Source organism: Dysosmobacter welbionis (genome assembly GCF_005121165.3).
Taxonomy (GTDB): Bacteria; Bacillota; Clostridia; order Oscillospirales; family Oscillospiraceae; genus Oscillibacter; species Oscillibacter welbionis.
In genome coordinates this window covers 658,386-685,354 of sequence record NZ_CP034413.3, presented here as the reverse complement: position 1 = coordinate 685,354, position 26,969 = coordinate 658,386, and the positions used below count along the sequence as shown (strand labels likewise).

The following is a 26,969-nucleotide window of genomic DNA, read 5'->3' as shown; positions in this document are numbered from 1 at the left end:
AAGTGTGATTTGCGGCACAAGGATTCCCTATACCTGCGGTTAATTTGAATGTCTGCATCCTTCTTCCCTGTTCTTCGTATGCCAATCCTCAGCCATAGGAGATCTGATGGATTTTTCAGAAGAGGTTGAGAACATCTGCGGGTTCTGATATAATGGAAGAAACAGATGTTCGACAGGGAGGACGCCACGATGACCGATTTGCTCTCCGGCCTCAACGCTGCCCAGCGCCAGGCTGTGACCGAAACCGAAGGATTTGTCCGTGTCATTGCCGGAGCCGGCTCCGGCAAGACAAGGGCGCTCTCCCATCGTTTTGCCTTTCTGGTGAACGAGCTGGGCATCCTGCCGGGAAATATCCTCTGCGTCACCTTCACCAACAAATCCGCAAATGAGATGCGCCAGCGCATCCACATCCTCACCGGCGACAATGACACGGGCTATATCAACACCTTCCACGGTTTCTGCGTCTCCGTGCTCCAGGAGGACAGCTACGCCGTCCAGTATCCCAAAAGCTTTCTGGTGCTGGACAACGCGGACATCGACGCTATGCTCCAAATCATCTACGAGGAGCGGGGATTGACGCTGCGGGATATGACCTTCTCCGCAGCCCGGGACATGGTCGAGATGCAGAAGCTGTTCAAGCGTCCGGACTACTATCTGGATATGATCGCCATGCCTCTGGACACGCTGAAGGAGAAGTATGACCAGGCGGACACCCCGGCAGACATCATTTTCTACGGCTATCTGTATCAGGAGAAGAAGTGTTTCGGACTGGATTATAACGACCTGATCAAGTTCTCCCTGTATATTTTCCAGCAGCATCCTGACATTCGGCTCAAGTGGCAGCAGCGGCTGGAGTACATCATGATCGACGAGTTCCAGGATATCGACCAGCTTCAGTACGAGCTGATGGAGGTTCTGTGTGGTTACCACAAGAACCTCTTCATCGTGGGAGACCCGGACCAGACCATCTACACCTGGCGGGGCGCCGACGTGAAGTACCTGCTGGACTTTGACAAGAAGTTTCCGGGGACAAAAACGATTCTAATGATGGAGAACTACCGCTCTGCGCCGGAGATTCTCTCTGCCGCGAATTCCCTGATCGACAAGAACCGGACTCGTATCAAAAAGGAATTGCAGCCCACGCTGCCCTCCGGCAGTCCGGTCATCTGCCACTTCGCGCAGACCCAGGAGGCGGAGGCCGAATGGATAGCGGGGGAGATGAAGGAGCTTCACGAGGCGGGCACGCCATACCGGGACATGACGGTGCTCTACCGGGCCCACTATGTGACCCGGGCGGTGGAGGAAGTCCTGCTGGGAGAGAAGATCCCCTATACGATTTACAGCGGCGTCCAGTTCTTTGACCGTATGGAAATCAAGGACGCCCTCTCGTACTTGCGGATGATTGCCTACAAGGACGACCTTTCCTTCCGGCGGATCGTCAACGTCCCCAAGCGGAATCTTGGGAAGCGGCGGATGGCATTTTTGCAGGAGTACGCAGAGAGGCAGGGCCGCTCCCTGTATCAGGCGCTGCAGGACAATCTGGAGGACCCACTTTTCAAAGGAACAGGCGCCGGAAGGTTTGTCGGCCTGATAGAGTCCTTTGCCGCCGGATATGGGGGAGACCGGTGTCCGAGGTGCTTTCGGCCCTCCTCAATGAGAGCGGCTACGAGAAGATGCTCCGCACCGAGGGCAGCCAGGAACGGCTGGACAATCTGGCGGAGCTGAAGCAGTCGGTATATGAGTACGAGACCACCTGCGGGGAGGAGGTCACCCTGGAGCACTATCTGGCCCATGTGGCTCTGTTCACCAATGCCGACACGGCGGAGCAGGGAGACAAGGTGAGGCTGATGACCGTTCACGCCGCCAAGGGCCTGGAATTTCCCTATGTGTTCCTCTGCGGCATGAATGAGGGGATCTTCCCCTCCCGGAAGGTGCGGACGCAGCAGGCCATGGAGGAGGAGCGGCGGCTGGCGTTTGTGGCGCTGACACGGGCGGAGAAGGGACTGTACATCTCCGAGGCAGACGGACGGAACTTCGACGGCACCCCCCGGTATCCCTCCCGCTTTCTTCTGGACATCGACCGCAATCTCCTGGCCTTCACCCGGCCGCCGGAGGAGGGCTTGATCCGGGCGGCCCGGGACTATATCGGCCACAGCCAGACCTATCTGCCGGAGACCGACGGGAACATGGCATTCTCCGTGGGGCAGCGGGTGAAGCATATTCTGTTCGGCTCCGGTACGGTGCTGGATGTGGACATGGACAAGGGTGCTCATGTGGTACAGTTCGATGAGATGGAGACGCCCCGAAAGATATCCTTCCGGGCGAAGCTGGAACGGATTTGACAAATCCTGGGAGGGATGGACGGGGGCTCCTGCTGCAATGCCGATCATTGGGGGCCCGGGTGGAAGGAGCCCTGCCTCCAAAGCAAACCAGGCTCTCCGGAAAGGGAAACAGCTCCCGCTTTTCAAAGGAATGGCTTGAAAAGCGGGAGCTGTTCTTTTCGCTTCAGCACGGCGGAGTCTGATTTTCCATACTGTCCAAATCGCAGCCGCCCCCCTCTTCCTGGGATCACGAGGCCTTTTCAAACTGGCTGTTGTACAGGTCAGCGTAGAAGCCGCCTTTGGCCAGGAGTTCCTTGTGCGTGCCTTGCTCGATGATATCGCCGTCCTTCAGCACCAGAATCAGGTCGGCGTTTTTGATGGTGGACAGCCGGTGGGCGATGACAAAGCTGGTGCGGTGCTCCGTCAGCCGGTCCATGGCCTGCTGGGTGATGAGCTCTGTGCGGGTATCCACCGAGGAGGTGGCCTCGTCCAGAATCAGCATGGGATTGCCCTGAATCATGGCCCGGGCGATGGTGAGCAGCTGCTTCTGCCCGGAGGAAATGGCAATGCTGTCATCCAGCACGGTATCAAAGCCGTGGGGCAGGGTTTCGATGAAGTGATAGATGCCGCAGGCCCGGCAGGCCTCCTCCAGCTGCTGGTCCGTGACCCCGGTCTTGTTGTAGACCAGATTTTCCCGGACAGTCCCCTCAAACAGCCAGGTGTCCTGGAGTACCATGCTGAACAGGTCGTGGACGCCCTCCCGGGTCATTTCAGAGGTGGGCACGCCGTCGATTTTGATGTTTCCGCTGTTGATCTCAAAGAAGCGCATCAGCAGATTGACCATCGTGGTCTTGCCCGCTCCGGTGGGACCCACAATAGCCACCTTCTGCCCCGGCTGAATATGGGCAGAGAAGTCCTTGATGATGATCTTATCCGGATGATTCGGATAGCTGAATCGGACGTGTTCAAATTCGACTTCGCCCTGCACAGGAGAGAGTTCGCGGCGCTTGCCGGTCTCATCGGGCAGCTCTTTCTCGTGGAGAAAGTCGAAGACGTGGTCGCCGGCGGCTGCCGCCGTCTGCATCTGGGTCATGCCCTGGGCCAGGGTGCTCAGGGGAGAGGTGAACAGCCGCACATAGAGGATGAACGCAACAATGACGCCGAAGGAGATCTCTCCGCTCATGGCCAGGGCGGAACCCAGGACGCAGACCGCCACATAGCCCAGGTTGCCGATGATAGTCATCAGGGGCTGCATGATGCCGGAGAGGAACTGGCTGCGCCACTCTGCGTCGTACAGAACGGCATTCATCCCGCCGAAGGTCTCTTTTACCTGCTCGTTGGCCCGGGAGAGGCGCACCACGTCGTGGCCGGAGTACATCTCCTCAATATAGCCGTTCAGGGTGCTCAGGTTCTCCTGCCGGGCGGTGAAGTACTTCTGGGACCGGAGCATCACCGCAGCCATGATGAGGAAGCCCAGTGCCGTGACGGCAATGGCTGCCAGCGCCATACGCCACTCAGTGCCAAACATCATCACCAGACAGCCGAGGAATTGGGCCACTGCGCTGATCATGGAGGGCAGGCTGTTGGCCAGGGCCTGCTGCAGAGTACTTACGTCGTTGGTGATGCGGCTGAGGATGTCACCATAAGACACCTTGCTGAAGTAGCTCATGGGCACCCGGTTGATTTTTCGGGACAGGTCCTGCCGCATATCCCGGGACAGCTCCAGGGTGACCGTAGCCATGATGAAGTGCTCCACATAGGTAAAGACGGCACTGAAGCCGTAGATCACCAGCAGGATTACGCCGGTGCGGCCGATGGCGGCCAGATCGATCTCCCCGTCCAGGGCGTCGGAGATGAGGTCCGTGATCCGACTGAGCAGGCTGGGGCCGATGATGGTCAGCACTGCGCCGGCCACGGCGAAGCAAAAGGCCGCAACAGAGGGCGCTTTCAATTTGTTGGAATAGGTGAACAGTTCTCTGAGCACACCGCCGATGCCGCGCCTGCTCTTTCCCGGCGCGCACATTCTGTTCTGCATCATCTTTGGCATCTTGGTTTCCTCCTTAAGCCCCCAGCTCTTCCTGGGAGAGCTGGGACCGGGCGATCTCCTGGTAGATCGGGCAGGTTTGCATCAGTTCCTCGTGGGTACCCATCCCCACCATCCTCCCCTCGTCCAGAACGATGATCTTGTCCGCGTTCCGGATGGTGCCGATCCGTTGAGCCACGATCAGTCGAGTGGTATCCTTCAGCTCCCGGTCCAGGCCGGCACGGAGCCTGGTATCCGTCCGGTAGTCCAGGGCGGAGAAGGAGTCGTCGAACACCAGGATCTCCGGGCGCCTCGCCAGGGCCCGTGCGATGGAGAGCCGCTGCTTCTGGCCGCCGGATACGTTGGTGCCTCCCTCGGCGATGGGGGCATGGATGCCTCCGGGCATCCTGTCCACAAACTCGCTGGCCTGGGCCAGCTCCAGAGCCTTTTGAACGTCCGCATCGGAATCCTTGCCCCGGCTGGCGCCGAACAGCACGTTGCCGCGGACGTCTCCGGAGAACAGGATGGCCTTCTGAGTTACATAGCCGATGCGGTCATACAGGGCGTCGAAGGTGTAGTCCCGAACGTCCACCCCGTCCACCAGCACAGTGCCCTCCGTGGCATCATAGAACCGGGCGGCCAGGCTGACCAGAGTGGTCTTGCCGCTGCCGGTGGCGCCGATAAAGGCCACGGTCTCCCCCGCTTGGCCTGGAAGGTGATGTGCTCCAGGACATTCTTGTCCGAGGAGGGATAGTGGAAGGAGACGTCCCGGAACTCCACAGTACCGGTTTCCAGGGCATCGATGCGGGCGCCCTGAGTCAGGCTATTCCGGGTCTCCAACACCTCATTGATCCGCTGGGCGGACACCTGGGCCGCCGGGAGCATCATGATAATCATGACCATCATCATAATGGACATGATGACGTAGGTGGCGTAGGTGCCGAACACCACGATGTCGCTGAAGGCGGCCAGCCGTGCGGCGGTGTCCGCGGCAGGGACGGCGTTCACGATGGAGGCACCCACCCAGTAGATCACCAGAGACAATGCGTTCATGGCCAGGGTGACGCCGGGCATCAGGAAGGCAAAGGCCCGCTGGTTGAACAACTGCGTGCGCATCAGTTCCTCGTTGCCCTTCCAGAACTTGGCGTTCTGGTAGTCCTCAGCGTTGTAGGCGTGGACAACATTGATACCGTTCAAGTTCTCCCGGGCCACCAGGTTGATATGGTCGGTGAGCTTTTGCACCCGGCGGAACCGGGGCACCACCACGCCGATGATGACCGCCATCATCACCAGCAGGGCGGCCACAAATCCGGCGGTGATAGCGGAGAGGGTCCAACTCTTGCCCACGATTTTGATGATGGCCCACACTGCCATGACGGGGGACTTGATTAGGATCTGCAGGCCCATGGCCGTCAGCATCTGCACCTGGGTGATGTCGTTGGTGGTGCGGTTGATGAGGCTGGGGACGGAGAAGGTCATCATCTCCTGTTGGCCGAAGTCTGCGATCTTATGAAACACCGCCTCCCGGATGGAAAAGCTGAACCCGGCAGCCACCTTGGCGGTCAGATAGCCGCAGATGACGCACAGCACCGCGCTGGCCAGGGTGCAGCCCAGCATTTCCAGGCCGGTATGCAGGATGTCCGACAGGGTGCTCCCCGGCGTTTTAATCAGAACGGTCAGGCTGCTCATGTAGTCGGGCAGCGCCAGATCGAAATTAATCTGCCCCAGGATGAGCACTGCGCACACGGCGGCCATGGCCCACTCCTGCCGCCGTAGGTTACGAAGTAATTTCAGCATATAAATCCTCCTTGTGGTATCATCAATTGCTGTTTTGCCGCCAGAACCGGCCGGAGAAGCAGGCGCACAGGATCGAGGCCGCATCCTGAAAGATCAGCAGGCTCCCGCTGAGGATGCTGAGGTGCGGACAGCCCGGAGAGGGGCGCAGACCGGGAAAAATCCGCCCGCTGCCAATAGAAGAACCAAGGCGGTGCACCGGCCCCGGCCTAGTCCCTCCGGCCGCTTCAGATTAAAGGAGCTGACAAGTTTGCTGAAGCCCGGGTACAGCAGCCGCATTCCAAAGAGATAGGGGAGTGCCGCGGCAAAGATCACGTTATCCACCGAACCGGAGATCATGCCGGATCTGCGTGGCGAAGAATCCCAAATAGGACCATATTCAGCAGTTCGCCTGCGGTTTCCAGCATGGCATGGAAATCCTGCGCGGGATGTCCGCCCTGATAACTCACAATCATATTCTGGAAAAGAGACTCGATGGTTTCCAAATAGCGGGTCACCATTTCAGGCTTCAAATCCGGCCGCAGCGGCATTTTGTCTATGAGCCCCTCGATAAATTCCTGATTCAAGCGCCGCATCGGTGCGCGCAGGGCCTGAATTTGCGCGGCCAGATGTTTGGGCGGACGGAGCATGGCGCTTTCAAAAACGAGCTTTTGCTGGGGATGAAGCTGGAAAAAGCGCTCCCGGATCATGAAGAAATCTTTGACTGCGGCTGCCGTATCCTCCCCTGACAGATGGGCCATATCCCGTTCCACATGGGCCCTGAGCTCCTGGAAAGTGCGTTCGACGCACAGTAAAAACAACTCGTCCTTATTGGAGTAGTAGTGGTACATCATGCCCTTGGAGATCCCGTGGTTCCCACAGATCCGCTCCATGTTGACCTTGTCGTAGCCGTAGGTCCCGAACTCCTCTAGGGCGGCCTGATAAATCTCTTTTCTGCTGCGTTCCTGGCGCTCTTTCTGCGTCATGCTGCATATCCTCCTTCTGCCTGATCCAAAACCCCCGGCCCTGCCAAAACCCGGAACCAGGGAGACACCCGGGCGGGCAGCGGAAAAACGTCCGGACGGACAGGCCATTTTGACGTCCGACCAATTCCGCGCCGGTATGGGACCGGACACACGCCGTCAGGTTTGCAACCCGCGGCGGCTACTGCCTGAGGATTTTACAGACGATCTCGTCTATACTTTTGGAAGTATACTACTCCCGGATGGCCTCATCTATGTTTGCCTCGTGAACGGTTCATGAATTTTTTGAAAACGAGCCGGAGAGGCTGAGGCCGGGAGCAGCTGTCTGTCGCGGGCACGGCTCCCGGGCCCTTGACCGGCAGGGAGGCGCTCTGCTCCCGCGCACAAAGAAGCCGTGAGTCTGCGGAGAACCGCTCACAGCAGCGGTGCCAGCAGCCGCAGAAGCCCTTGAAACAGGCGGAACAGCGGTCAGCGACGGCAGATTGCGGCGGCTGTCTCCTGGCAGACGCCTTTTATTCCCCTTGCAGGACTCTGATTGAAAAAACATACGGGAAATTACCCAATTGAGCCCACGGCATTGGATATAACGAGAATGAAGTCAGCCGCTATTTAAAACCCCCAGGGACCGCTGCGCAGCAGTTCCTGGGGTTTTAAATCTTTGCGGCAAGATGCGTGCAAAAGGCGTTCCTGCACACGCTGTCGGCAATGTTTGGAGCCATCGCACCAACAGGGACACACGCCGATGCGGACAAACTGCCCTGTGGGAGGCGGCACGCCGTTTATCCGGAATAGCGCTTGTGCAGGCGGTCAGTCAGATAGCGAATGAAGTGCTTCTCTCTGGGGCGGAGCGTAAATGTCCGGGAATGCAGCAGGGCCACGGCCATGGGAGCGCCGTCCGCGATGGGACAGCAGACGCAGTTCATCCGCCGGGCATCCTCCTCCGGAATGCTGATGCCGATGGCGATGTAATTGCCTTTGCGGACCGCGTCGAAGATCGTGCCGCGGTCGCAGATGTACAGCAGGTCTGTGTGGCTCTGGAGTCCCAGCACGTCCAGCGTATCGTCCGGATCGATGTGCGCGTCGGCGATGAACGGATACCCTGTGAGATCCTTGAGCGAGACACGGGAAGAGTTGGCCAGTGGATGGGACTTGGACATCAGCGCGGTGACGGGAATGGAGCGCTGGAGGACCGTCATCTCCAGATTGTACTGGTCCGCCAGATCCATGTACTTGGGGATGACCTGCTCGAACAGCACCAGGATGCCCAGCCTGCAGTTCTGGGCCACGACGTTTTTCAGATTTTCCCGGAGGCCGGCCTCCAGAAATTTGTCGTGGGTCCTGTTCAGGTTGGGGAAGCAGTTTTTGTAATCAAAGAAACACTGGAGCACAAAGGCGGAGCGGGCGCAAATGATGGAGAGGCTGTCGCTCTCGGACATGGATTGCGGGATCTTCTGGATATTATTGCGCTCGGTGACGATCTTCTCAGCGTGGCTCATGAAAATCAGTCCCTCCGGCGTAGCGGTGATGCCGTTGGCCGTCCTGTGAAACAGGGGATAGCCGATCTCCTGTTCCACGTTCTTGATGATGGTGCTGAGATGGGACTGGGAGATATAGCAGTTTCGGGCGGCTTTGTTGACGGAGCCGCACTTGTACGCCTCCAGGATATAGACGAGGTGTTCTGTGTTCATGTCGCGCTCTCTTTCTCAAAACGGCGGAGGGACCTAATCCCAAATAGCGAAGGCTTAACAAAATCCCCTATAATCCGACAGCCAGGGGAGCATGTTATAATCGTAACAGGCAAAACAAAGGCGCCCGGTCAGAGGGGCGTTCAGATTTTATCAATCATTATAGCGCCAATTTTCAAAGAATACAAGATCCGCACCCGGCGGTGGAATGCGGATCAAAATGAGGGAAAGGAAGAGAGGCATGGAAGAGAAGAAGCGCGAAAAGTCCGTTGACGTGCTGGACCGGCTGTTCTGGACGGTGCAGCCACCTATGGGGCTGGTAAAGGGAGACTATTACCGGGCTGAGAATTGGTTTGCCCCGCATTTCCCGGGGGACAAGGGGTATCACGGCATTCTGGAAGTGGTCCGGCGGGACGGAACCCTGCAGATGGTGGAGTTTAACGAGATTAACAACCCCACCTATTACATCAGACGGTACCAGGGCGTTTCCAAGCGGCTGTCCGACTACGGCTTTCTGCAGGCCACCAAGGAGCGGACCGCCAAGTCCGGCGTGGTGCTGGTAAACGGCCTGACCCATCTGGAAGAGCAGATGGTGGCGGAGAACCGCCTCACAGGCGAGTTTGACCTGCTCACCGGCGCCTCCAACAGCATCAAGCGGTCTATGCTCCCACTGGCAGAGGAGATCGCGGGGCGGCTGGACAAGCCCTCCGGCCAGGTGTATTACGGCCTGTCCCAGGCGGTGGAGCCCGGCGTCACCGGGCGCTTGCAGATCGTGCTGGAGGCGGGAAAGATCATCTCCTGCGCCTACGACGAGATCTTTGCCGACCGGCAGGAGGAGATTGAGGACCCGGAGCTCAAGCCCTATTACCGGCAGTCCAAATATCACTGCCCGGACTACATCTCCACCATCGGGGCCGGGTTCAACAGCATCTTCGACCTGCTCAGCGCCCGGGTGCTGGAGACCCAGAGCCTCACCGACCTGACCGGGCTCCCCTTCACGGAGGAGCCCAAGCGAGCGAAGGAATGGGACAACTATCTGGAGCTGGCGAGGCGGATGGAGGATGCTCTGGCGGCCGACGGCCTGCGCTGAGCACACAATCAGGAATGTGACCGCCGGGGGCGGTTTCAGAAATATATCACCACCACGTCAGGAGGAGTACGATGAAGAAGAGAGTTTTCGCACTGTTCACCGCAATGTTCCTGCTCTGCGGGATGCTGGCCGGCTGTGGCCCCACCGGTTCCAGCTCGACGACCACGGACGGTTCCGACGATGGCGCCAAGGATACCCTGATCGTTGCTATCCCAGAGTCCCCCACCTACATGGATCCCATGGTGCAGGCCTCCATCGGGACCTATCGTGTCACCACCCAGATGTTTGACCGTCTGGTGATGATGGACAACGACATGAACCTAGTGCCGGGCCTGGCGGAGAGCTGGGAGGTTATCGACGATACCACCACCGTGTTCCATCTGCGCCAGGGCGTCAAGTTCCACAACGGGGAGGAGATGACCTCCGAGGATGTCAAGTACAGCCTGGAGCGCTGCATCGCAAACCCCGGCGTGAATTACAACTACCTCATCATCGAGAGCATCACCTGTGATGACGACTACACCGTCACCATCAAGACCTCCGCGCCCTTCAACGCGCTGCTGTACCGCCTGAGCCTGGACGCGGCCTCCATCATCTGCAAGAGCGCGGACACCAGCGCGGAGGAGTTCAACAAGAACCCCGTGGGCACCGGCCCCTTCAAGTTCGTCTCCTGGGAGCTGGGCGGCGACGTGGTCCTGGAGGCCTTTGAGGACTACTGGGGCGGCGCTCCGGCCGTCAAGCGCGTCATCTTCCGCACGATTCCCGAGGCGCTGAACCGCACCATTGGCCTGGAGACCGGCGAGGTGGACCTGGCCTATGACCTGGGCATCACCGACCTGGAGAGCCTGGCGGACAACGCGTCCGTCACCACCCTCACCTCCCCAGCACCACCGTGTGGTATGTGGGCATGAACGTGCAGAAGGCGCCCTTTGACAACGAGAAGGTCCGGCAGGCCGTCGCCTACGCGCTGGACCCCCAGGGCTACATCGACCTGGTGTTCAGCGGCGAGGCCACACCCGCCAACTACACCATGCTGCCCCCCAGTGTGGACGGCTACGTCTCCGACTGCTCCGACTACTCCTGCAACGTGGAGAAGGCCAAGGAGCTGCTGGCCGAGGCCGGCTATCCTGACGGCTTCTCCACCACTCTCTGGTGCTCCGATACCCAGGTGATGCGGGACTCCGCCGTGGTCATTCAGGAGCAGCTGCGCCAGGTGGGGATCAACGCCGAGGTCAAGACCCTGGAGAGCGGACAGTTCCAGTCTGAGACCGGCAACGGCGCCCATGATATGTTCATCATGTCCAAGACCTCCATTGACCCCGACTCCATGCTGCGGTCCATGTACCACACGGAGGCTCTGGGGCCCTCCGGCAACCGCTGCTTCTGGACCACGCCTGAGGTGGACGCCTTGATCGATGAGGCCAGCACCACCACCGACACCGAGCACGCCATGGAGCTGTATGCGGAGATCCAGAGCAAAGTGGCGGAGGCCGCGCCCCTGGTCCCCATGGCGGTGGAGCACCTGAACGCCGGTATGCAGTCCAATGTGAAGGGATTCGGCCTGTATCCGGGCAAGTCCCACTACATCAACGGCACCTATTTTGAATAAGCGCATTCAGGCATTCCAGTGAGCGGGCGGCGGCAAAAGCCGCCGTCCGCTTGCGCGAATTTGCGTTATGGAAAAGGAGAGTGACAGATGTACCGTTTTATTCTCAAACGGCTGCTCATGCTGATTCCGGTGCTGCTGGGTGTCAGCTTCATCGTTTATACGATCCTGAGCTTCACCCCCGGCGACCCGGTGCAGATGATGCTGGGCGACAACTACTCCGAGGAATCCTACGCCGCCATGCAGGAGGAGCTGGGCCTGGATGATCCCTTCCTGGTCCAGTACGGCCGGTTTATCATCAACGCGGTCCACGGTGACTTCGGTACCTCATACAGCACCGGCAACCCGGTGGCGGCGGAGATCGCCGCCCGGCTGCCCAATACCATCCTGCTGTCGGCCTGCGCCATGCTTTTTGCCATTCTGATCGGAATTCCCCTGGGCGTGATCTCCGCCACCCATCAGTATTCGGCGGTGGACAACATTTCCATGGTGGGCGCTCTGTTCGGCGTCTCCATGCCGAACTTCTGGCTGGGGCTGATGCTGATCGTGATCTTCGCAGCGGGGCTGGGGTGGTTCCCATCCTCCAACTTTGAGACCTGGGGCGCTCTGGTGCTGCCGGCCGTCACCCTCAGCGCCAACTCCCTGGCGATGATCACCCGCATGACCCGCTCCTCCATGCTGGAGACGATCCGGCAGGACTACATCCGCACCGCACGGGCAAAGGGCCTGAAAGAGAGCGTCATCACCATCCGCCACGCTCTGCGCAACGCCATGATTCCCATTGTCACCACAGTGGGACTGCAATTCGGCTTCTCTCTGGGCGGCGCAGTGCTGGTGGAGACGGTGTTCTCCTGGCCCGGCATCGGCCGGCTGCTGGTGGACTGCATCGGCCTGAAGGACACGCCCGTGGTGGTGGCCTGCGTATTGGTGCTGGCCACGATGTTCACCATCATCAATCTGTGCATTGATATCCTGTACGCATTCCTGGACCCTAGAATCCGGGCCCAGTACAAAACGGCAAAGAGGTGATGCGGATGACTGGGAAAGTGAAAAACAAGAACAAGAAAAAGTCCCAGGCCGCCGCAGTATGGCGCCGCCTGAAGAAAAACAAGATGGCCGTTCTGGGACTCATCATTCTGGCCGTCATCATCTTCTTCGCCGTCTTTGCCGATGTGTTTTTTGACTACGAGACGCTGGTGATTCAGCAGAACGCATCCCTGAAGCTCCAGCCCCCCTCCGTCGAGCACTGGCTGGGCACCGACGAGGTGGGCCGCGACATCCTGGCCCGGATCGTCCACGGCGCCCGGATCTCCCTGCCGGTGGCCTTTGCCACCATCGCCATTGCCACAGTGGTGGGCGGCCTGCTGGGGGCCATCGCCGGTTACGGCAGCCGCCGGGTAGACGATGTCATCATGCGTGTCATGGACATCTTCCTGGCGATCCCCAGCATCCTGCTGTCCATCGCCCTGGTGTCCGCCATGGGCACCAGCGTCACGAATATGATGCTGGCCATCAGCATCTCCAACATCCCGCCCTTTGCCCGGATCGTCCGCTCCGCCGTTCTGACCATCAAGAACGAGGAGTACATCGAGGCGGCCCGCGCCATCGGCGCCAGCGACAAGCGCATCATCCTCAAGCACATCCTGCCCAACTGCATGGCCCCCATCATTGTGCAGGCCACGCTGTCTATCGCCGGGTCCATCCTGGCTATCGCCAGCCTCAGCTTCATCGGCCTGGGCATCAGCCCGCCCACGCCGGAGTGGGGTTCTATGGTCAGCACCGGCCGGCAGTATTTCCGGGCGGCCTGGTGGGTGTGCGCGTTCCCGGGCTTTGCCATCATGTTGACCATCCTCTCCCTGAACCTGCTGGGAGACGGCCTGCGGGATGCCCTGGACCCCAAGCTGAAGAACTGAGGAGGGAGGACGCCACATGGAAGAGAACAAGCAGCACAAGACCGCTTTGCCAGAGACGGAGCCCATCCCCTCCGCGCAGGCCCCGGAGGCCCTGCTGGATATCCGCGGCCTGCGGGTGGAGTACCACACCGACGAGGACGTGGTCTACGCCGTCAACGGCCTGGACCTGACCATCGGAAAGGGCGAGAGCCTGGGTCTGGTGGGCGAGACCGGCGCCGGCAAGACCACCACGGCCCTGTCGGTCCTGCGGCTCATCGCGGACCCGCCGGGAAAGATCATGGGCGGCGAGATCTGGTTCGAGGGCGAGGATATGCTCCAGGCCAAGCCCGCCCGTCTGCGGGAGATCCGCGGCAGCAAGATCTCGGTGATTTTCCAGGACCCTATGACCAGCCTGAACCCGGTCTACTCCGTGGGCGATCAGATCGCGGAGGTCATCCACCAGCATGAAAAGTGCAGCAAGGAGGAGGGCCGGAGAAAGGCCGGCGATATGCTGGAGATGGTGGGCATCCCCCGGGCCCGCTATGACGAGTATCCCCACCAGTTTTCCGGCGGCATGAAGCAGCGGGTGGTCATCGCCATGAGCATCGCCTGCTCGCCGGAGCTGATTCTGGCGGACGAGCCCACCACCGCCCTGGACGTGACCATCCAGGCCCAGGTGCTGGAACTGATGAACGAGCTGAAGGAAAAGCTCCGTACCTCCCTGCTGCTGATTACCCACGACCTGGGCGTCGTGGCCCAGGTCTGCGACCGGGTGGCTATCATGTATGCCGGTGAGATCGTAGAGAGCGGCACCATCGCGGAGGTGTTTGACCACCCCCATCATCCCTACACCATCGGCCTCTTCGGCTCCATCCCGTCTCTGGATGAGACGGCGGAGAAGCTCAAGCCCATCCAGGGCCAGATGCCGGACCCCACGGAGCTGCCGGAGGGCTGCGCCTTTGCACCCCGGTGCCCCTACGCAACGGGGGCCTGCCGTACCCGCAAGCCGGAGATGACCGGCGTCGGCGGCACCCAGATGGTGCGCTGCCTGGCCCACCAGGGCGTTTTCGAATCCCCCGAACTGATGGAGGAGGTGCGACATGGCAGATAAGGATATCATCCTGGAAGTCCGGGACCTGAAGAAGTATTTCAAAAGCCCCACCGGCACCCTTCATGCGGTGGACGGCGTCAACTTTTCCATTCGGAGAGGCGAGACGCTGGGCCTGGTGGGGGAGTCCGGCTGCGGCAAGTCCACCATCGGACGGCTGATCTTGGGCCTGCACCAGTCCACCAGCGGCGAGATCTTGTTCAACGGACAGGACATCTGCAAGATGAATAAGAAGCAGCTTCACGACCTGCGCAAGGATCTGCAGATCATCTTCCAGGACCCGTTCTCCTCCCTGAACCCCCGGATGTCCATTGGGGAGATCATCGGGGAACCGCTGCGGATTCACGCAAAGGCCCAAAGCCGTGCGGAGCTGGATAAGGAGGTCTCCCGGCTGATGGACGTGGTGGGCCTCTCCGCCCGGCTGTTCAACGCCTATCCCCACGAGCTGGACGGCGGCCGCCGCCAGCGGGTGGGCATCGCCCGGGCGCTGTCCCTGCAGCCCCAGTTCATCGTCTGCGACGAGCCGGTGTCCTCGCTGGACGTGTCCATCCAGGCCCAGGTCCTGAACCTGCTGAAGGATCTGCAGGCGGAGTTCCACCTGACCTATCTCTTTATCACCCATGACTTGTCGGTGGTGAAGTTCTTCTCCGATAAGATCGCGGTGATGTACCTGGGCCAGTTGGTGGAGACAGCGGATTCCGCGGAGCTGTTCCGCCAGCCACTGCATCCCTATTCCCAGGCTCTGCTGTCTGCCATTCCCATCCCCAGCAGCCGGCAGAAAATGCAGCGGGTGAAGCTCATCGGCGAACTTCAAAGCCCTATTGACCCGGAGCCGGGCTGCCGCTTTGCCAAACGCTGCCTGTACGCCCGGGAGGGCTGCACCGGCCGGGACCTGGCGCTGCGGGACTTCGGCAGCGGCCACTTCTGCGCCTGCTGCCGGGCCGGCGCCCTGGAAGAGCAAACCCCGTCCAAGTGACGGACAGAATCATAAGGAGGAATTTGACATGATTGACAAGACGAGATGGCTGGGGCTGGGCCCCTGGCATGAGGACAACGAGAGCGAGCTGATCGACTGGACGGCGCAGCCCCAGTACAAGGGCCTGGTCAAGGGCGATTACTATCACGCCGAGCTGCGGTACAGCGGCCGCTGGGGCGACCCCGGCCACAAGGGCGAGCTGGACGTGGTGTTTGACGACGACGGCAAGATCGCCTTCGCCGAGTTCAACGAGACTACCATGGGCAACTACTATGTCCGCCACTTCCAGAATGTCAGCAAGCGCCGCACGGAGTTCCAGTTCTTCCAGGACTTCCATGACAAGCGCCGCAGCGTGGCCTATGGGCGGGTGCTGGCCAACGGCTTCAAATATGTGGAGGACCAGATCCTGGAAAAGCAGGACCTGGACGCTGACTATGACCTACTGACCGGTGCCTCCTTCTCCATGAAGAACATGATCGGCCTGAAGGACGACGTGTCCGCTCAGCGGAAGGACTCCAACCACAAGAAGCAGCGGTACTACGGCTACACCGAGGATTACGGCTACGGTATCACCGGCTGGCTCCAGGTGGTGGTGGAGGACGGCAAGATCGTTAGGTGCTTCTACGATGAGATCTTCGCCGACCACACCAAAGATATTGTTTACGACGACCTGAAGCAGTTCTACCGTCAGTCCAAGTATTTCTCCACTACCTATGAGGACCCGTTCCCCTCCGGCTGGGACCGCCACGCCTGGCTGGTGTGCTTCAAGGACCAGTCCGATGCCATCAACAAGAAGGTCTGCGAAACACAGGATATGTTCGATATCACCGGACTGCCCTGCGTGGAGGGCCCGGACATGGGCGTGGTGTGGGACAAGCCCCACAAGGACGATGTGGCACTCGTCTCCAACAGCGACGCCACCGCCCGTTCTGTCACCCGGCCCCGCTCTCCCGTGTGGAACAACTATCTGCGCCTGGCCAAGATCGTTCACGACGAGATGGTCAAGGACGGTGCCGTGAAGTAAGGAGGAACGAACATGGATAACGCAGGAAAGAAGCCCGTCTGGTCCGTCCAGCCCCCAAGGGGATGCTGAAGGGTGACTACTATCGGATCGAGGAACGGTTCCCGCCCTACTATCCCGGCGTAGAGGGGGAGTTTCCCGCCGATCCGGGTCACCTGGGCATTGTGGAGGCGGTGAAGGCCGACGGCAAGCTGATCTTTGTGGAGCTCAATGAGATCACGGCTCCCTCCTATTACAACCACCTGTACCAGGGCATCTCCAAGCGCCGCTCCAGCTACAGCTTCTGGCAGTACACGAAGCCCCGGATGCAGAAGGCCGGCTCCGTGCTGACCATGGGTATGCAGTACGTGGAGCAGCAGATGCTGGAGAAACAGAGCCTGAGCGGAGACTTCGATCTGGTGGCCAGCGCCTCCGGCAGCGTGAAGAAGCTGCTGACCTTCGCGGCCAAGCTGGACAAGGAGCTGGACGAGCCCTCCTCCAAGAAGCTGTACAGCTATTCCGAGGACTATGGCTACGGCCTCACCGGCTGGCTGAAGGTGGTGGTGGAGAACGGCAGGATCCGCTCCTGCCGCTTTGACGAGATCTTCGCAGACAACGAGGAGGACATCGTCCACCCCGAGCTGAAAAAGTACTACCGCCAGTCCAAATACGACTGCCCCGCCTATGAGGATCCGTTCCCCTCCGGCTGGGACCGCCACGCCTTCCTGGTGGGCTTCCGCACCCAGATGGACAACCTGAACCTGAAGGTCTGCGCCACCCAGAACATGCTGGATCTGACCGGCCTGCCCCACGCCGCCGGACGGGATATGGGCATGATCTGGGACAATCCCAACCCAGACCATGCGCATCTGGATATGGATCCCAAGAACCGGCCGATGTATCCTGCGTTCATCAACTACCTGCGGATGGCCAAGGTTGTCCTGGAGGAGATGCGCAAGGACGGCGTTTTCCAGTAAAGACAAGAACCGGAAAGGAAAACCGTTATGGAGCATACCCGCGCATTTTTGGCGTACGACACCCTCTGCCGCATCGCGGCGGAAATCCCGGAGGACGGGGAGCAGCTGCTGGAGCAGTGCGAGGAGGAGGCCCACGGGCTGGAGCGCACCCTCAGCATGTTCGATCCCGACTCAGAGCTTTCCAGGCTCTGCCGGGACATCCGGCCCGGCGAGGCTGTGCCGGTCTCTGAGACCCTGTACACCTTCCTGGAGCAGAACCTGGAGATCTGCCGCCTGTCCAGCGGAGCATTCGACCCCACGGTGGGGCCGGTGGTAAAGCTGTGGGATTTTCTGTCCCAGACGCCCCGGATCCCCTCTGCGGAGCGCATCCGGGCGGTGCTGGACCGGGTGGGCTATCAGCACGTCCGCCTGGACCGGAATACGCGGACCGTGACGTTTGATCTTTCTGGAATCGGTTTGGATCCGGGCGCAGCCGGGAAGGGCTTCGCCCTGGGTCTGACCGTGGACCGCCTGCGGCAGGGCGGCGTCCGGCAGGCCGTGCTGGACTACGGCGGGAACCTGTTTGTGATCGGCGCGCACCAGGACGCGCAGGGCGGGACCCGGCCGTGGAAGGTGGCGATCCGGGACCCGGACAACACCGGCTCGGTGTTTGGGACGGTGCAGCTCCAGGACGCGGGCATCGCCACATCCTCCTGGTATGAGCACAGCTTCCAGAAGAATGGGACCGTGTACCACCATCTGCTGGACCCGCGGACCGGGTACCCCATGCCGCTGACACTGAAGAGCGTCTCCATCCTGTCCTCGCGGCCTGTTTACACAGACCTGCTCTCCACTGCCTTTTTCATCCTGGGGGAAGAGGAGGGCGGCGTTCTGGTGGACCGGCTGCGCAGGGACAGCGGCGAGATGATCGAATATGTGGCCGTACGGGAGGATGGGACTGTGGCCGCGTCTCCGGGCGCGGCGTTCGCCCCTGCCTGATCGATCTTGATGCAAAAAGCGATCCCCCTCAGTGCACACACTGAGGGGGATCGCTTCGTCCTGCTTGTGCCCGGCCGCCGGATATGGCGGGCGGCTCAGATCTTTTCAAACTGCGTCACATCGGAGACGAACAGCGTGGCACCGCCTACGGTCACCTCCGTGGGATAGGCCGCAGAGGGCGTGGCCAGCTGCACGTTGGAGGAGATCTTCTCCGTCCGGCGGGAGCAGTTCTGGCGGATGATGGCGATGGCCTGGGGCACCCGGTCCTCCTCTGTGCCGATCAGCAGCGTGGAGTTGCCGCCGGTGAGAAAACCACCGGTGGAGGCCATGCGGGTGAAGTAAAAGCCGGCGTCTGTCAGGGCGGCGCAGACCTCGCTGGTGTCCCGTCTGTTGACGATGGCGGTGATGAGTTTCATGGCAGTCGCTCCTTTGCGTTCGGGTTTCAGGGCCGCGCCCTTGCAGCGGTCCCAGATGTGGATGCGGTGGAGATAGAAGCACAGGCCCAGCGTTCCGGTCACGACTTCCGCAATGGGAAAGGCCAGCCACGTGTAGGCCAGATCGATCCTGGAGAAGAGCCAGAATACGGGAATCAGGCAGAAGATCTGCCTGGTCAGGGAGAGCAGGACGCTGGGCAGCGCCGCCCCGATGGCCTGGAAAAAGACCGGCAGGATCAGGGAGGGCACGGCGGGCAGAAAGCTGATGCCGATGATGTGGAAGGCTTGGACGCCGATCTCCAGGACCGCGGGCTCCGCGGTGAAAATGCGCAGCAGCTGTTCCGGGATCAGCTCGAAGCAGGCGATCCCCACCAGCATGAAGGACATGGCCAGCAGGACGGAGTTCTTCACCACCCGGCGGCAGCGGCCGTAGGCACCCTTGGCGTATGTATAGCTCAGCAGGGGGACGATGCAGGTCTGGAGTCCGGAGAGGGGGATGAAGAAGAAGGACTGCACCTTGTAATACAGGCCCAGGACCGTCACGGCGTCATCGGAAAAGCCGGCCAGGATCATGTTCAGGGCCATGATATAGACCGTGAACAGAAGCTGCATGAAGATGGAGGGAAATCCCAACCGGTAGATCTTGGCCGCATAGGAGCGGAACACCCGGATGGGGGGCGGCTTCCGGAATCCGGAGACAACAATGAGCGCCGCCAGCACCTGGCCTGACACCGTAGCAAAGGCGGCACCGGCCACTCCCAGCGCCGGTGCCGGGCCAAGGCCGAAGATCAGAATCGGGTCCAGCACGATATTGGCCGCGGCGCCGGCGATCTGGGCCAACATGGGCAGGCGCATGTTGCCGCGGGCTTGGTGGACCTTGCTCCAGGTACTCTCCAGAAACACACCCGGACTGCCCACGCAGACGATGGTACCGTATGTCACGGCAAGGTCCGCCACGGAGGAGGACTCCGTGGAGATCGCGGCAAAGGGGCGCATCAGCAGGCCGCTCAATACGGCGAAGATCAGCCAACTGATCAGCGCCAGGACCGTCCCTGTTCCGGCGGTCCGGTCGGCTAGGTGGTGGTTCCCCTGGCCGTCGTACCGGGACATCAGGGTATTGACGCCCACGCCGGTGCCGACAGCGATGGCGGTGACGATCAGTTGAACAGGGTAGACGATGGAGAGGGCGGTGAGGCCGTCACTGGAGAACTGGCCCACAAAATAGCTGTCCACGATGTTGTACATGGCCTGGATCAGCTGGGCCAGCATGACCGGAGGCGCGATCCGCATCAGGATGGCCCAGACACTCTCTGTATCAAAGAGGCTGTATGCAGAGGATGCTCTCATGATATGGCGGTGCTCCTAACAGGTTCGGGATCTTCCAACCTCCCGCAGAGGGGCGGCCGGGACTTGCGGGGAAGATTATAGCCGGGCCGGAACTGTTTGTCAAGACGCGCAGGGGGCCGGAACAGGCAGAGGAGGCGCTTTTGGAAAAACCTCCAAAAGCGCCTCCGCTTTTTCTTGCGAGTCTGTGGGAGTAAGAGAGGGAACAACGGCGCGGCAACCGGGTCTCAGATGTTCTCCGGCGGGCGGTCCGGCAGGCGGCCCAGGGGACGGTACACGGTGAAATACATGGTGAGGCTGCAGGCCAGGCCGCCTACCAGCTGGGAGATGGCCTCGGCTGTGAATACGCCGGTGGTGCCCATCCAGATAGGCAGAACGACCGTCAGCGGCGCATTGATGATGGCTTTGCGCAGCAGAGAGAAGAAAACCGCCTGCTTGGAGCGCCCCAGGCTCACGAACACACCCTGCCCCGCCATTTGGAGGGACATGGGGATAAACAGGCAGAAGTAAATGCGCAGGGCGGGGATGCCGGCAGCCACCACCTCCGGCTCACTGTTGAAGACCCGGATCAAAAGCCCGGGGAACAACATGGCGGCGGCCCAGAAGACAGCGGCGTAACCAACCGTCACCGCCACGCTGAAGCGGATGGAGCTCCGGACGCGGCTGTATCGGCCGGCGCCGTAGTTGTACCCGGTGACCGGCTGGGCGCCGTTGGTGAGCCCCTGCACCGGCATGAAGAACACCTCCCGCAGGGAGTTGATGATGGTCATCACGCCTACGTACAGGTCGCCGCCGTATGCCTGGAGCGTGGCGTTGCACACCACCTGCACCAGACTGTTGGTGAGATTCATGAAGAAGCCGGACAGGCCCAGGGCCACGATGGATTTCACCCGCCCGGCGCCCAGCGCCAGATTCCGCAGGCGGAGCCGCAGGATGGCCTTCCGCCCGGTGAGGAATTTCAGTACCCACACGGCGGAGCAGCCCTGGGCGATTACGGTGGCCAGCGCCGCGCCCCGCACCCCCATGTCCAGGGCGAAGATGAAGACCGGATCCAGCACGATGTTGACCACCGCCCCCAGGCCCACGGTCATCATCCCGGTGCGGCCGAAGCCCTGAGACGTGATGAAGGGATTCATCCCCAGGCCGATCATGACAAAGACGGTCCCCAGCAGATAGATGGTCATGTACGCCTCGGCATAGGGATAGGTGGCGTCACTGGCGCCGAACAGGTAGAGCAGGGGATGCCGGAACAGCAGGAACACCCCTGTGACAGCGGCGCCGAAAATCAGCAGAAGGGTGAAGGCGTTGCCCATGATCCGCTCGGCCTCTTCCTCCTCGCCCTTGCCCCGGTAGATGGAGCACAGGGGGCGCCCCCCGTGCCGCACAGGTTGGCAAAGCCCATCACGATGGAGATGATGGGCAGCGTCAGCCCCAGGCCCGTCAGAGCCAGATGCCCGGGGAGCCGCCCCAGGTAGATGCGGTCCACCACGCTGTACAGCACGTTGATGAGCTGGGCAGCCGTCATGGGCAGCGCCAGCGAAATGATGTTGCGGGGAATGCTGCCGACGGAAAAATCGTGCTCCTTGCTTGCCACGGATTCGTTCTCCTCCTTACAGTTCCGTTTTGCTCACGCCGGTTTCAGGCCCCGGCTGGGGCCGTTCCGCCCGCCGCGCTCCCCCTTTGGATGGCCCGGTAAAACCACAGGGCTGCGGCCAGCGAGATGGCGTCCACGATGGGCTGCACCCACATACAGCCGTACAGGGGAAAGAGCGCGTCCATGAGATAGAGCAGCGGAATGTCCAGTACACCCTTGCGCAGGATCGAGCAGACCAGGGACTCCCTGGCCCTGCCCATGGCCTGGAACTGGATGATCATGGGATAGCACAGGGCCATCATGGGCATTGCCGTCACCATGCACCGCAGGAACACGGCCCCATAGCGGACTGTCGCAGCATCGGCAATGAACAGGGAGACCAGGGGGGTGGCAAACGCCTCATAGCAGACCAGACACAGCACGGCGAAGCCAAAGGACATCAGGCTCCCTATCCGGAAGGCCTGCGCACGCCGATGGTGATTCCCGGCAGCGTGGTTATAGGCCAGCAGCGGCAGAAGTCCGTTGGAGACACCGATGGAGAAATACAGGGGCAGCTGGTCCAGTTTTTTTACGATGCCCAGGGCCGCCACCGCCTCTGTGGGGTATTGGGATACAAAGTCGGCCTGGGCAGCGGTGGCCACCACTGTCAGCGCATACTGCAGGGCGGAGGGGAAGCCGATGGCCAGAATGGGGCGCAGGTACTGGGCGGCATACCGCAGATTCGCCGGCAGCAGGTTCAAATAGGTGGCGCCCCGGCGGCGGACCAGATAGACGGCAAAACAGGCCACCGCCGCCCCGTTGGAGAGGGCCGTGGCCATGCCCGCGCCCACCGCGCCCAGGCCCAGGAACTGGGGCAGGACGAACAGCGGGTCCAGCAGGATATTCAGGACGCCGCCGAAGGAGACCCCGAAGGCGGCGGCTCCGGCGCCGCCCTCCGCCCGGACCAGATTCGCCAGGAGGGTGTTGAGAATGGTGAAGGGGCCGCCCAGTATGACGACCCATTTGGCGTATCCGTAGGCAGCAGCATAGGTAGCCTCGGTGGCGCCGCACAGGTGCAGCACGGGATCGGCCAGCAGTCGGAACACCGCGGAGAAGAGCAGGGCGGACAGCAGGCCGCCGGCCAGAGAGACAGCGGCGATCCGCCGGGCGCCCTCCTCGTCCTGACGGCCCAGGGCCCGGGCGATGGCGCTGGCCCCGCCCACGCCGAAGAGGTTGGAAATGGCGGTCAGCATCAGAAAGGAGGGATAGGCCACAGTGACGGCCGCGGTTTCATGGGGGGCGTTCAACATCCCCACAAAGTAGGTGTCCGCCAGATTGTAGACCAGCGTGACCATCTGACTGGCCACGGCCGGGACTATCTGCAGCAGCACGGCCTTTCGGACGGGTGTCTTCGCAAAGACCTCCAGATTCTGTTTCCTGTTCATATCCACAGCACCTGCGATTCCTGAAATAGACCGCCTGCGAGGGTCAGCGGTCGGCCACAGCCTTGCGCATCCACTTTCCACTCTTGACCCGGAGCAGGGAGACCGCCGCGCCGATCAGCCAGCCGGCGGGGATGGACCACCAGATGGCGTTGGCCCCCAGCGGGGTGAGATACACCAGTGCGTAGGCGATGCCCACCCGGGAGAACAGGTTGGCCATGGAGCTGAAGGTGAAGGCTGCCATGTCACCCGCGCCCCGCAGCATCCCGTTGGGGACGAACAGCAGGCCCATCAGGATATAGAAGAGGGAGACTGTGTGCATATAGGCCAGACCGTAGCCCATGGCGCCCGAGGCGTCCCCCGGGTCCAGGAACAGGGATAGCAGCTGGTTTCCGAAGAGGAAGATGATGACGGTGATCAGCAGAGAGAATACCGCCACCATCAGCAGACAGGCCTTCAGGCCCTCCTTGACCCGCTCGTACTTGCCTGCACCGATGTTTTGGGCCGTGAAGCTGGACATGGCGTTGGAGATGTTCATGTTGGGCAGCATGGCCAGGGAGTCGATCTTCGTGGCAGCAGTGTATCCGGCCACCAGTACTTTGCCGAAGGAGTTGACCAGACCCTGCATCATCATCATGGAGAGGGACACCAGAGACTGCTGGAGCATGGAGGGCAGGCCGATCTGGGCGATACGCTTCACCGCCACCATGTGGAAGAGGGGCAGCTTCACGCCCTGTTTTTCCGGCTCGCAGGGCATCCGCCGCATCCGGCGGAGCAACACCAGCAGGGAGGCCACGGCGCAGAGGCCCTGGGCGATCAGCGTGGCCCACGCCACGCCAGCCACGCCCATGCCGAAGCGGATAACGAACAGCAGGTCCAGCACGATGTTTGTCAGGCTGGAGATCATCAGGAAGATCAGGGGCGTCTTGCTGTCCCCCTGGGCGTTATAGATGCCGTTGAGAGTGTTGTAGAGGAACAGGAAGACCGCGCCGCCGAAATAGATCTGCAGATACGTCCGGGAGTCGGCCATGATATCCGGGTCCGTGCCCAGCAGCTGCAGCAGGGGACCGGCCAGCAGCGTTCCCAGGCCCATGATGAGGAGCCCCAGGACGCCCAGAGAGATGATGGCGGTGGAGATGGTGGTCTTCATCTCATGGATGCGCCCGGCACCGAACAGCTGGGACACCACCACCGTACAGCCCATGGACAGTCCGGAGGCCACGGCCACCGACAAAAACACGATGGGGAAGGAGGAGCCCACGGCCGCCACTGCGTCTTCGCCCACAAATTTTCCCACCACCGCGGTGTCCACCATATTGTAGAGCTGCTGGAACAGATTGCCCGCCACCATGGGCAGGGCAAAGAAAAACAGCAGATTCAGCGGTCTGCCCTCCGTCAGATTCTTAACCATGTTCACTTCCCTCTCCTCGACAAAATTCGATCACATTCTCCGCAATGCGGGTCAGAAACGCCTCGTTCAGGGCGCGCTCCTCAGGGGTGAAGCCCTGGTATTTGACATGCCCCCACTCCTCCAGAATCCGCTGGACGCCCTGATATGCGCCCTCCCCCGCGGGAGTCAGAGAGACATGCTTCTCCCGGCGGCACCGGGCGCTCACCTGCCGCTCCACCAGGCCGCGCTTTTCCAGACGGGCCAGGCTCCGGGCCACAGCCCCCTTGTCCACCGCCAGCTGGACGGCCAGGTCCTCCTGCCGCATGTGGCCCTCCCGCCCCAGCAGGTGCAGGATCATGCCGTCCAGCTGCTGCAGGCCCAGGGTGCCAAGCCTGTCCCGAAAATACTGTCGCTCCAGGCGGCGAAACATCTCGATCCGATTCGGCATACCATTCTCCTATCGTTGCATTTTTCAACAATTGTATTTTACAAGAATCGCCATGGGAAATCCATATACAAAACACACAAAATAGGGAATTCTGTCCGTCAATGAAGGGCGGGGTGGAAAGGCCGTCGGAGAGTCCCTGCTGGCCGGGAGAAAAGAGGGGCGATGCGCCTTGAAAAAGCGAAATGACTATGTTAGAATAAAGATGTCTTCCAAAATTTGTTTATTTTGTCAAAAGAGGGGGCCGATATCACATGACAAGAGCTGAATTTGCGGCGCGCCTGAAAAACGCCTGCGCCGCTGTGACCGCCGCTGAGGCGGAGCTGACGGAGATCGATTCCAAATTTGGGGACGCGGATCACGGCCTGACCATGGCGAAGATTGCCGGGGCTATCTCCGAAGCAGTGGACGCCGCCGAGGGGGGATCCAGTCCATGCTGGATGACGCGGCCATGGCCGTTATGACCCTGAACGGCGGCAGCGCCGTCCCCCTGTGGAACACCTGGCTGGACGGCTTGCAGGAGGAGGCCCCAGAGGGGGAGGAGATCGACGTGGCGGGCCTCAAGGCCATCTTCGCCAAGGCCCTGGAGGAGCTGGAAGATATGTCCGGCGCCAAGGTGGGGGACAAGACTATGATGGATGCCCTGATCCCCGCCAGCGAAGCCGTCGCGGCCTATACAGGAGACAGCGCGGACGAGCTGTTCGATGCCGCGGCCCAGGCCGCCGCCCAGGGGGCGGAGGCTACGAAGCAGTATGTCTCCAAATTCGGCCGGGCCAAGAGTTACGGGACCAAGACCATCGGCACCCCGGACGCGGGCGCCGTATCCATGTCCTGGTTCTTCCAGGGGCTGGCCCGGGAATAACCTGTTGTTCCACCCGCAGGAGCGGGATTGGCAATGCACCACTTAAATATCACTGGAGGAATGCTGTATGAAAATGAAGAAGTTCATGAACGCGCCGGAGACGGTCACCGACGAAGAGCTGGTGGGCCTGGGTCTGGCCTATCCGGACATTCTGAATGTGGACGGCCACCTGGTCATCAGTAAGGATCTGGCCAATGCCGACCGGGTGACCATCGTCACCTACGGCGGCTCCGGCCATGAGCCCGCCCAGGCCGGTTTTGTGGGCAAGGGTATGCTGGACATCCAGGCGGTGGGTGATATCTTCGCCGCCCCCAACGGCCAGCTGGTGTTTGATGCCATGAAGATGGCGGACAAGGGCCACGGCGTGCTGCTGCTGACCCTGAACTACGCCGGCGACCAGCTGGCGGGCAAGCAGGCCATGAAGCTGGCCAGGAAGGCCGGCCTCAATGTGCGTCAGGTGGTCACCGGCGAGGAGATCCGGTACGACCCCAACGGCGAGGACAACAAGCGGGGGCTGGCCGGCGCGGTGGCGCTGTACCACATCGCCGCGGCCGCCGCACGGGAGGGCAAGACTCTGGAGGAGGTAGCGGAGATCGCTCAACATTACGCGGACAACATGGCCTCCATCACCGTCAAGTCCACCGATGCCACCCATCCCCAGAACGGCATGTCCTTCGGCGACCTGGGAGAGACCGACCTGATGGAGATCGGCGCCGGCCAACACGGCGAGGGCGGCGGCGTCCGGGTGCCCATGATGTCCTCCAAGGATACCGTGGCCACCGTGGCCGAGGCCCTGTGCAAGGCCCTGGACCTGAAGCCCGGGGACAAGACCTTTGTGATGATTAACGGCTGCGGCGCCACCACCATGATGGAGATGCTGGTGCTGTTCAAGGACACTGTGGAGTTCCTGAAGGCCAAGGGCATCGAGGTCGTGGCCAGCATGGTGGGTGAGATCCTCACCGTCCAGGAGGCCGCAGGCTTTCAGATGAACATCGCCAAGTGGGACGAGGAGATGCTCCGTCTGTGGAACACCCCCTGCCGCACCCCGGCGTTCAGTAAGGAGTAAG

General features: G+C 61.1%; 22 protein-coding genes and 2 pseudogenes. 14 read left to right on the top strand and 10 right to left on the bottom strand.

The window, feature by feature from the left end:
• Positions 1-189 precede the first annotated feature (189 nt).
• Positions 190-1,725 carry an ATP-dependent helicase gene (locus tag EIO64_RS03580; protein ID WP_249390787.1) on the top strand — a complete coding sequence of 512 codons (1,536 nt, stop codon included), beginning with the start codon at positions 190-192 and terminating at the stop codon, positions 1,723-1,725.
• The gene (locus tag EIO64_RS03575; protein WP_249390786.1) at positions 1,674-2,342 is read left to right on the top strand and encodes a 3'-5' exonuclease; all 669 of its coding nucleotides are present in this window, start codon (positions 1,674-1,676) and stop codon (positions 2,340-2,342) included. Before EIO64_RS03580 ends, EIO64_RS03575 begins: the two co-directional genes overlap by 52 nt.
• 226 nt (positions 2,343-2,568) lie before the next feature.
• Here the strand turns inward: EIO64_RS03575 and EIO64_RS03570 are convergent, their stop codons facing one another.
• The 5 genes from EIO64_RS03570 to EIO64_RS03555 form a co-directional block, all read right to left on the bottom strand.
• Positions 2,569-4,368 carry an ABC transporter ATP-binding protein gene (locus EIO64_RS03570; RefSeq protein WP_249390785.1) on the bottom strand — a complete coding sequence of 600 codons (1,800 nt, stop codon included), beginning with the start codon at positions 4,366-4,368 and terminating at the stop codon, positions 2,569-2,571.
• Positions 4,369-4,381: 13 nt separating this feature from the next.
• Positions 4,382-4,996 (bottom strand): ATP-binding cassette domain-containing protein, encoded by a 615-nt coding sequence (locus tag EIO64_RS18970; RefSeq protein ID WP_346730093.1) that lies wholly within the window; start codon positions 4,994-4,996, stop codon positions 4,382-4,384.
• Positions 4,882-6,141, bottom strand: coding sequence for an ABC transporter permease (locus tag EIO64_RS03565; protein WP_346730071.1), 1,260 nt, complete (start codon positions 6,139-6,141; stop codon positions 4,882-4,884). The genes EIO64_RS18970 and EIO64_RS03565 overlap by 115 nt, the downstream gene beginning before the upstream one ends.
• Before the next feature lie 332 nt (positions 6,142-6,473).
• On the bottom strand, positions 6,474-7,103 hold the full coding sequence (locus tag EIO64_RS03560) for a TetR/AcrR family transcriptional regulator (protein WP_158629686.1): 630 nt from the start codon (positions 7,101-7,103) through the stop codon (positions 6,474-6,476).
• Positions 7,104-7,879: 776 nt separating this feature from the next.
• Complete coding sequence (locus EIO64_RS03555) at positions 7,880-8,788, bottom strand: LysR family transcriptional regulator (RefSeq protein WP_025544191.1); 909 nt, start codon at positions 8,786-8,788, stop codon at positions 7,880-7,882.
• A 238-nt stretch (positions 8,789-9,026) separates the two neighbouring features.
• On the opposite strand from EIO64_RS03555, the gene EIO64_RS03550 reads away from it, so the two are divergent.
• The 9 genes and pseudogenes from EIO64_RS03550 to EIO64_RS03505 all read left to right on the top strand — a co-directional run bounded on the left by EIO64_RS03550 (position 9,027) and on the right by EIO64_RS03505 (position 18,412).
• Entirely contained in the window at positions 9,027-9,875 is an 849-nt protein-coding gene (locus EIO64_RS03550; RefSeq protein WP_136890785.1) for an FMN-binding protein, read from the top strand.
• Between the two features lie 71 nt (positions 9,876-9,946).
• Positions 9,947-11,484, top strand: a pseudogene (locus EIO64_RS19165) (ABC transporter substrate-binding protein).
• Between the two features lie 87 nt (positions 11,485-11,571).
• Complete coding sequence (gene nikB, locus EIO64_RS03535; RefSeq protein WP_021751501.1) at positions 11,572-12,510, top strand: nickel ABC transporter permease; 939 nt, start codon at positions 11,572-11,574, stop codon at positions 12,508-12,510.
• Positions 12,511-12,515: 5 nt separating this feature from the next.
• On the top strand, positions 12,516-13,394 hold the full coding sequence (locus EIO64_RS03530; protein WP_036631401.1) for an ABC transporter permease: 879 nt from the start codon (positions 12,516-12,518) through the stop codon (positions 13,392-13,394).
• 16 nt (positions 13,395-13,410) lie between these two features.
• Positions 13,411-14,484 carry an ABC transporter ATP-binding protein gene (locus EIO64_RS03525; protein ID WP_021751499.1) on the top strand — a complete coding sequence of 358 codons (1,074 nt, stop codon included), beginning with the start codon at positions 13,411-13,413 and terminating at the stop codon, positions 14,482-14,484.
• Positions 14,474-15,457 (top strand): ABC transporter ATP-binding protein, encoded by a 984-nt coding sequence (locus EIO64_RS03520; protein ID WP_025544187.1) that lies wholly within the window; start codon positions 14,474-14,476, stop codon positions 15,455-15,457. Before EIO64_RS03525 ends, EIO64_RS03520 begins: the two co-directional genes overlap by 11 nt.
• 28 nt (positions 15,458-15,485) lie before the next feature.
• Positions 15,486-16,481, top strand: a complete 996-nt coding sequence (locus tag EIO64_RS03515) for a hypothetical protein (RefSeq protein ID WP_021751497.1) — start codon at positions 15,486-15,488, stop codon at positions 16,479-16,481.
• Positions 16,482-16,543: 62 nt separating this feature from the next.
• Positions 16,544-17,434, top strand: coding sequence for an FMN-binding protein (locus tag EIO64_RS03510; RefSeq protein ID WP_136890782.1), 891 nt, complete (start codon positions 16,544-16,546; stop codon positions 17,432-17,434).
• 27 nt (positions 17,435-17,461) lie between these two features.
• Positions 17,462-18,412 (top strand): FAD:protein FMN transferase, encoded by a 951-nt coding sequence (locus tag EIO64_RS03505; RefSeq protein WP_119311353.1) that lies wholly within the window; start codon positions 17,462-17,464, stop codon positions 18,410-18,412.
• 95 nt (positions 18,413-18,507) lie between these two features.
• Here EIO64_RS03505 and EIO64_RS03500 read toward each other — a convergent pair whose 3' ends face one another.
• The 5 genes and pseudogenes from EIO64_RS03500 to EIO64_RS03480 all read right to left on the bottom strand — a co-directional run bounded on the left by EIO64_RS03500 (position 18,508) and on the right by EIO64_RS03480 (position 25,043).
• Complete coding sequence (locus tag EIO64_RS03500) at positions 18,508-20,193, bottom strand: cyclic-di-AMP receptor (protein WP_083491022.1); 1,686 nt, start codon at positions 20,191-20,193, stop codon at positions 18,508-18,510.
• Between the two features lie 224 nt (positions 20,194-20,417).
• Positions 20,418-21,715 (bottom strand): annotated as a pseudogene (locus tag EIO64_RS03495) (MATE family efflux transporter).
• A gap of 113 nt (positions 21,716-21,828) precedes the next feature.
• Positions 21,829-23,208 carry an MATE family efflux transporter gene (locus EIO64_RS03490; RefSeq protein ID WP_119311930.1) on the bottom strand — a complete coding sequence of 460 codons (1,380 nt, stop codon included), beginning with the start codon at positions 23,206-23,208 and terminating at the stop codon, positions 21,829-21,831.
• Positions 23,209-23,251: 43 nt separating this feature from the next.
• Positions 23,252-24,616, bottom strand: coding sequence for an MATE family efflux transporter (locus tag EIO64_RS03485; RefSeq protein ID WP_025544515.1), 1,365 nt, complete (start codon positions 24,614-24,616; stop codon positions 23,252-23,254).
• Positions 24,609-25,043 (bottom strand): MarR family winged helix-turn-helix transcriptional regulator, encoded by a 435-nt coding sequence (locus EIO64_RS03480; protein WP_021751489.1) that lies wholly within the window; start codon positions 25,041-25,043, stop codon positions 24,609-24,611. Before EIO64_RS03480 ends, EIO64_RS03485 begins: the two co-directional genes overlap by 8 nt.
• Positions 25,044-25,294: 251 nt before the next feature.
• Here EIO64_RS03480 and EIO64_RS03475 point away from each other — a divergent pair, with 251 nt between their 5' ends.
• The 3 genes from EIO64_RS03475 (at position 25,295) to EIO64_RS03465 (ending at position 26,968) form a co-directional block, all read left to right on the top strand.
• Complete coding sequence (locus EIO64_RS03475) at positions 25,295-25,504, top strand: hypothetical protein (protein ID WP_203005777.1); 210 nt, start codon at positions 25,295-25,297, stop codon at positions 25,502-25,504.
• Positions 25,474-25,902 (top strand): DAK2 domain-containing protein, encoded by a 429-nt coding sequence (locus tag EIO64_RS03470; RefSeq protein ID WP_203005775.1) that lies wholly within the window; start codon positions 25,474-25,476, stop codon positions 25,900-25,902. The genes EIO64_RS03475 and EIO64_RS03470 overlap by 31 nt, the downstream gene beginning before the upstream one ends.
• 67 nt (positions 25,903-25,969) lie before the next feature.
• Positions 25,970-26,968: a dihydroxyacetone kinase subunit DhaK gene (locus EIO64_RS03465; protein WP_021751487.1), complete on the top strand. Its 999-nt coding sequence runs from the start codon at positions 25,970-25,972 to the stop codon at positions 26,966-26,968.
• Position 26,969 lies beyond the last annotated feature (1 nt).

Coding starts and splice junctions, on each gene's coding strand:
- EIO64_RS03580 (WP_249390787.1), top strand. CDS start 190: ATGACCGATTTGCTCTCCGGCCTCAACGCTGCCCAGCGCCAGGCTGTG.
- EIO64_RS03575 (WP_249390786.1), top strand. CDS start 1,674: ATGCTCCGCACCGAGGGCAGCCAGGAACGGCTGGACAATCTGGCGGAG.
- EIO64_RS03570 (WP_249390785.1), bottom strand. CDS start 4,368: ATGCCAAAGATGATGCAGAACAGAATGTGCGCGCCGGGAAAGAGCAGG.
- EIO64_RS03565 (WP_346730071.1), bottom strand. CDS start 6,141: ATGCTGAAATTACTTCGTAACCTACGGCGGCAGGAGTGGGCCATGGCC.
- EIO64_RS03560 (WP_158629686.1), bottom strand. CDS start 7,103: ATGACGCAGAAAGAGCGCCAGGAACGCAGCAGAAAAGAGATTTATCAG.
- EIO64_RS03555 (WP_025544191.1), bottom strand. CDS start 8,788: ATGAACACAGAACACCTCGTCTATATCCTGGAGGCGTACAAGTGCGGC.
- EIO64_RS03550 (WP_136890785.1), top strand. CDS start 9,027: ATGGAAGAGAAGAAGCGCGAAAAGTCCGTTGACGTGCTGGACCGGCTG.
- nikB (WP_021751501.1), top strand. CDS start 11,572: ATGTACCGTTTTATTCTCAAACGGCTGCTCATGCTGATTCCGGTGCTG.
- EIO64_RS03530 (WP_036631401.1), top strand. CDS start 12,516: ATGACTGGGAAAGTGAAAAACAAGAACAAGAAAAAGTCCCAGGCCGCC.
- EIO64_RS03525 (WP_021751499.1), top strand. CDS start 13,411: ATGGAAGAGAACAAGCAGCACAAGACCGCTTTGCCAGAGACGGAGCCC.
- EIO64_RS03520 (WP_025544187.1), top strand. CDS start 14,474: ATGGCAGATAAGGATATCATCCTGGAAGTCCGGGACCTGAAGAAGTAT.
- EIO64_RS03515 (WP_021751497.1), top strand. CDS start 15,486: ATGATTGACAAGACGAGATGGCTGGGGCTGGGCCCCTGGCATGAGGAC.
- EIO64_RS03510 (WP_136890782.1), top strand. CDS start 16,544: ATGCTGAAGGGTGACTACTATCGGATCGAGGAACGGTTCCCGCCCTAC.
- EIO64_RS03505 (WP_119311353.1), top strand. CDS start 17,462: ATGGAGCATACCCGCGCATTTTTGGCGTACGACACCCTCTGCCGCATC.
- EIO64_RS03500 (WP_083491022.1), bottom strand. CDS start 20,193: ATGAGAGCATCCTCTGCATACAGCCTCTTTGATACAGAGAGTGTCTGG.
- EIO64_RS03490 (WP_119311930.1), bottom strand. CDS start 23,208: ATGAACAGGAAACAGAATCTGGAGGTCTTTGCGAAGACACCCGTCCGA.
- EIO64_RS03485 (WP_025544515.1), bottom strand. CDS start 24,616: ATGGTTAAGAATCTGACGGAGGGCAGACCGCTGAATCTGCTGTTTTTC.
- EIO64_RS03480 (WP_021751489.1), bottom strand. CDS start 25,043: ATGCCGAATCGGATCGAGATGTTTCGCCGCCTGGAGCGACAGTATTTT.
- EIO64_RS03475 (WP_203005777.1), top strand. CDS start 25,295: ATGACAAGAGCTGAATTTGCGGCGCGCCTGAAAAACGCCTGCGCCGCT.
- EIO64_RS03470 (WP_203005775.1), top strand. CDS start 25,474: ATGCTGGATGACGCGGCCATGGCCGTTATGACCCTGAACGGCGGCAGC.
- EIO64_RS03465 (WP_021751487.1), top strand. CDS start 25,970: ATGAAAATGAAGAAGTTCATGAACGCGCCGGAGACGGTCACCGACGAA.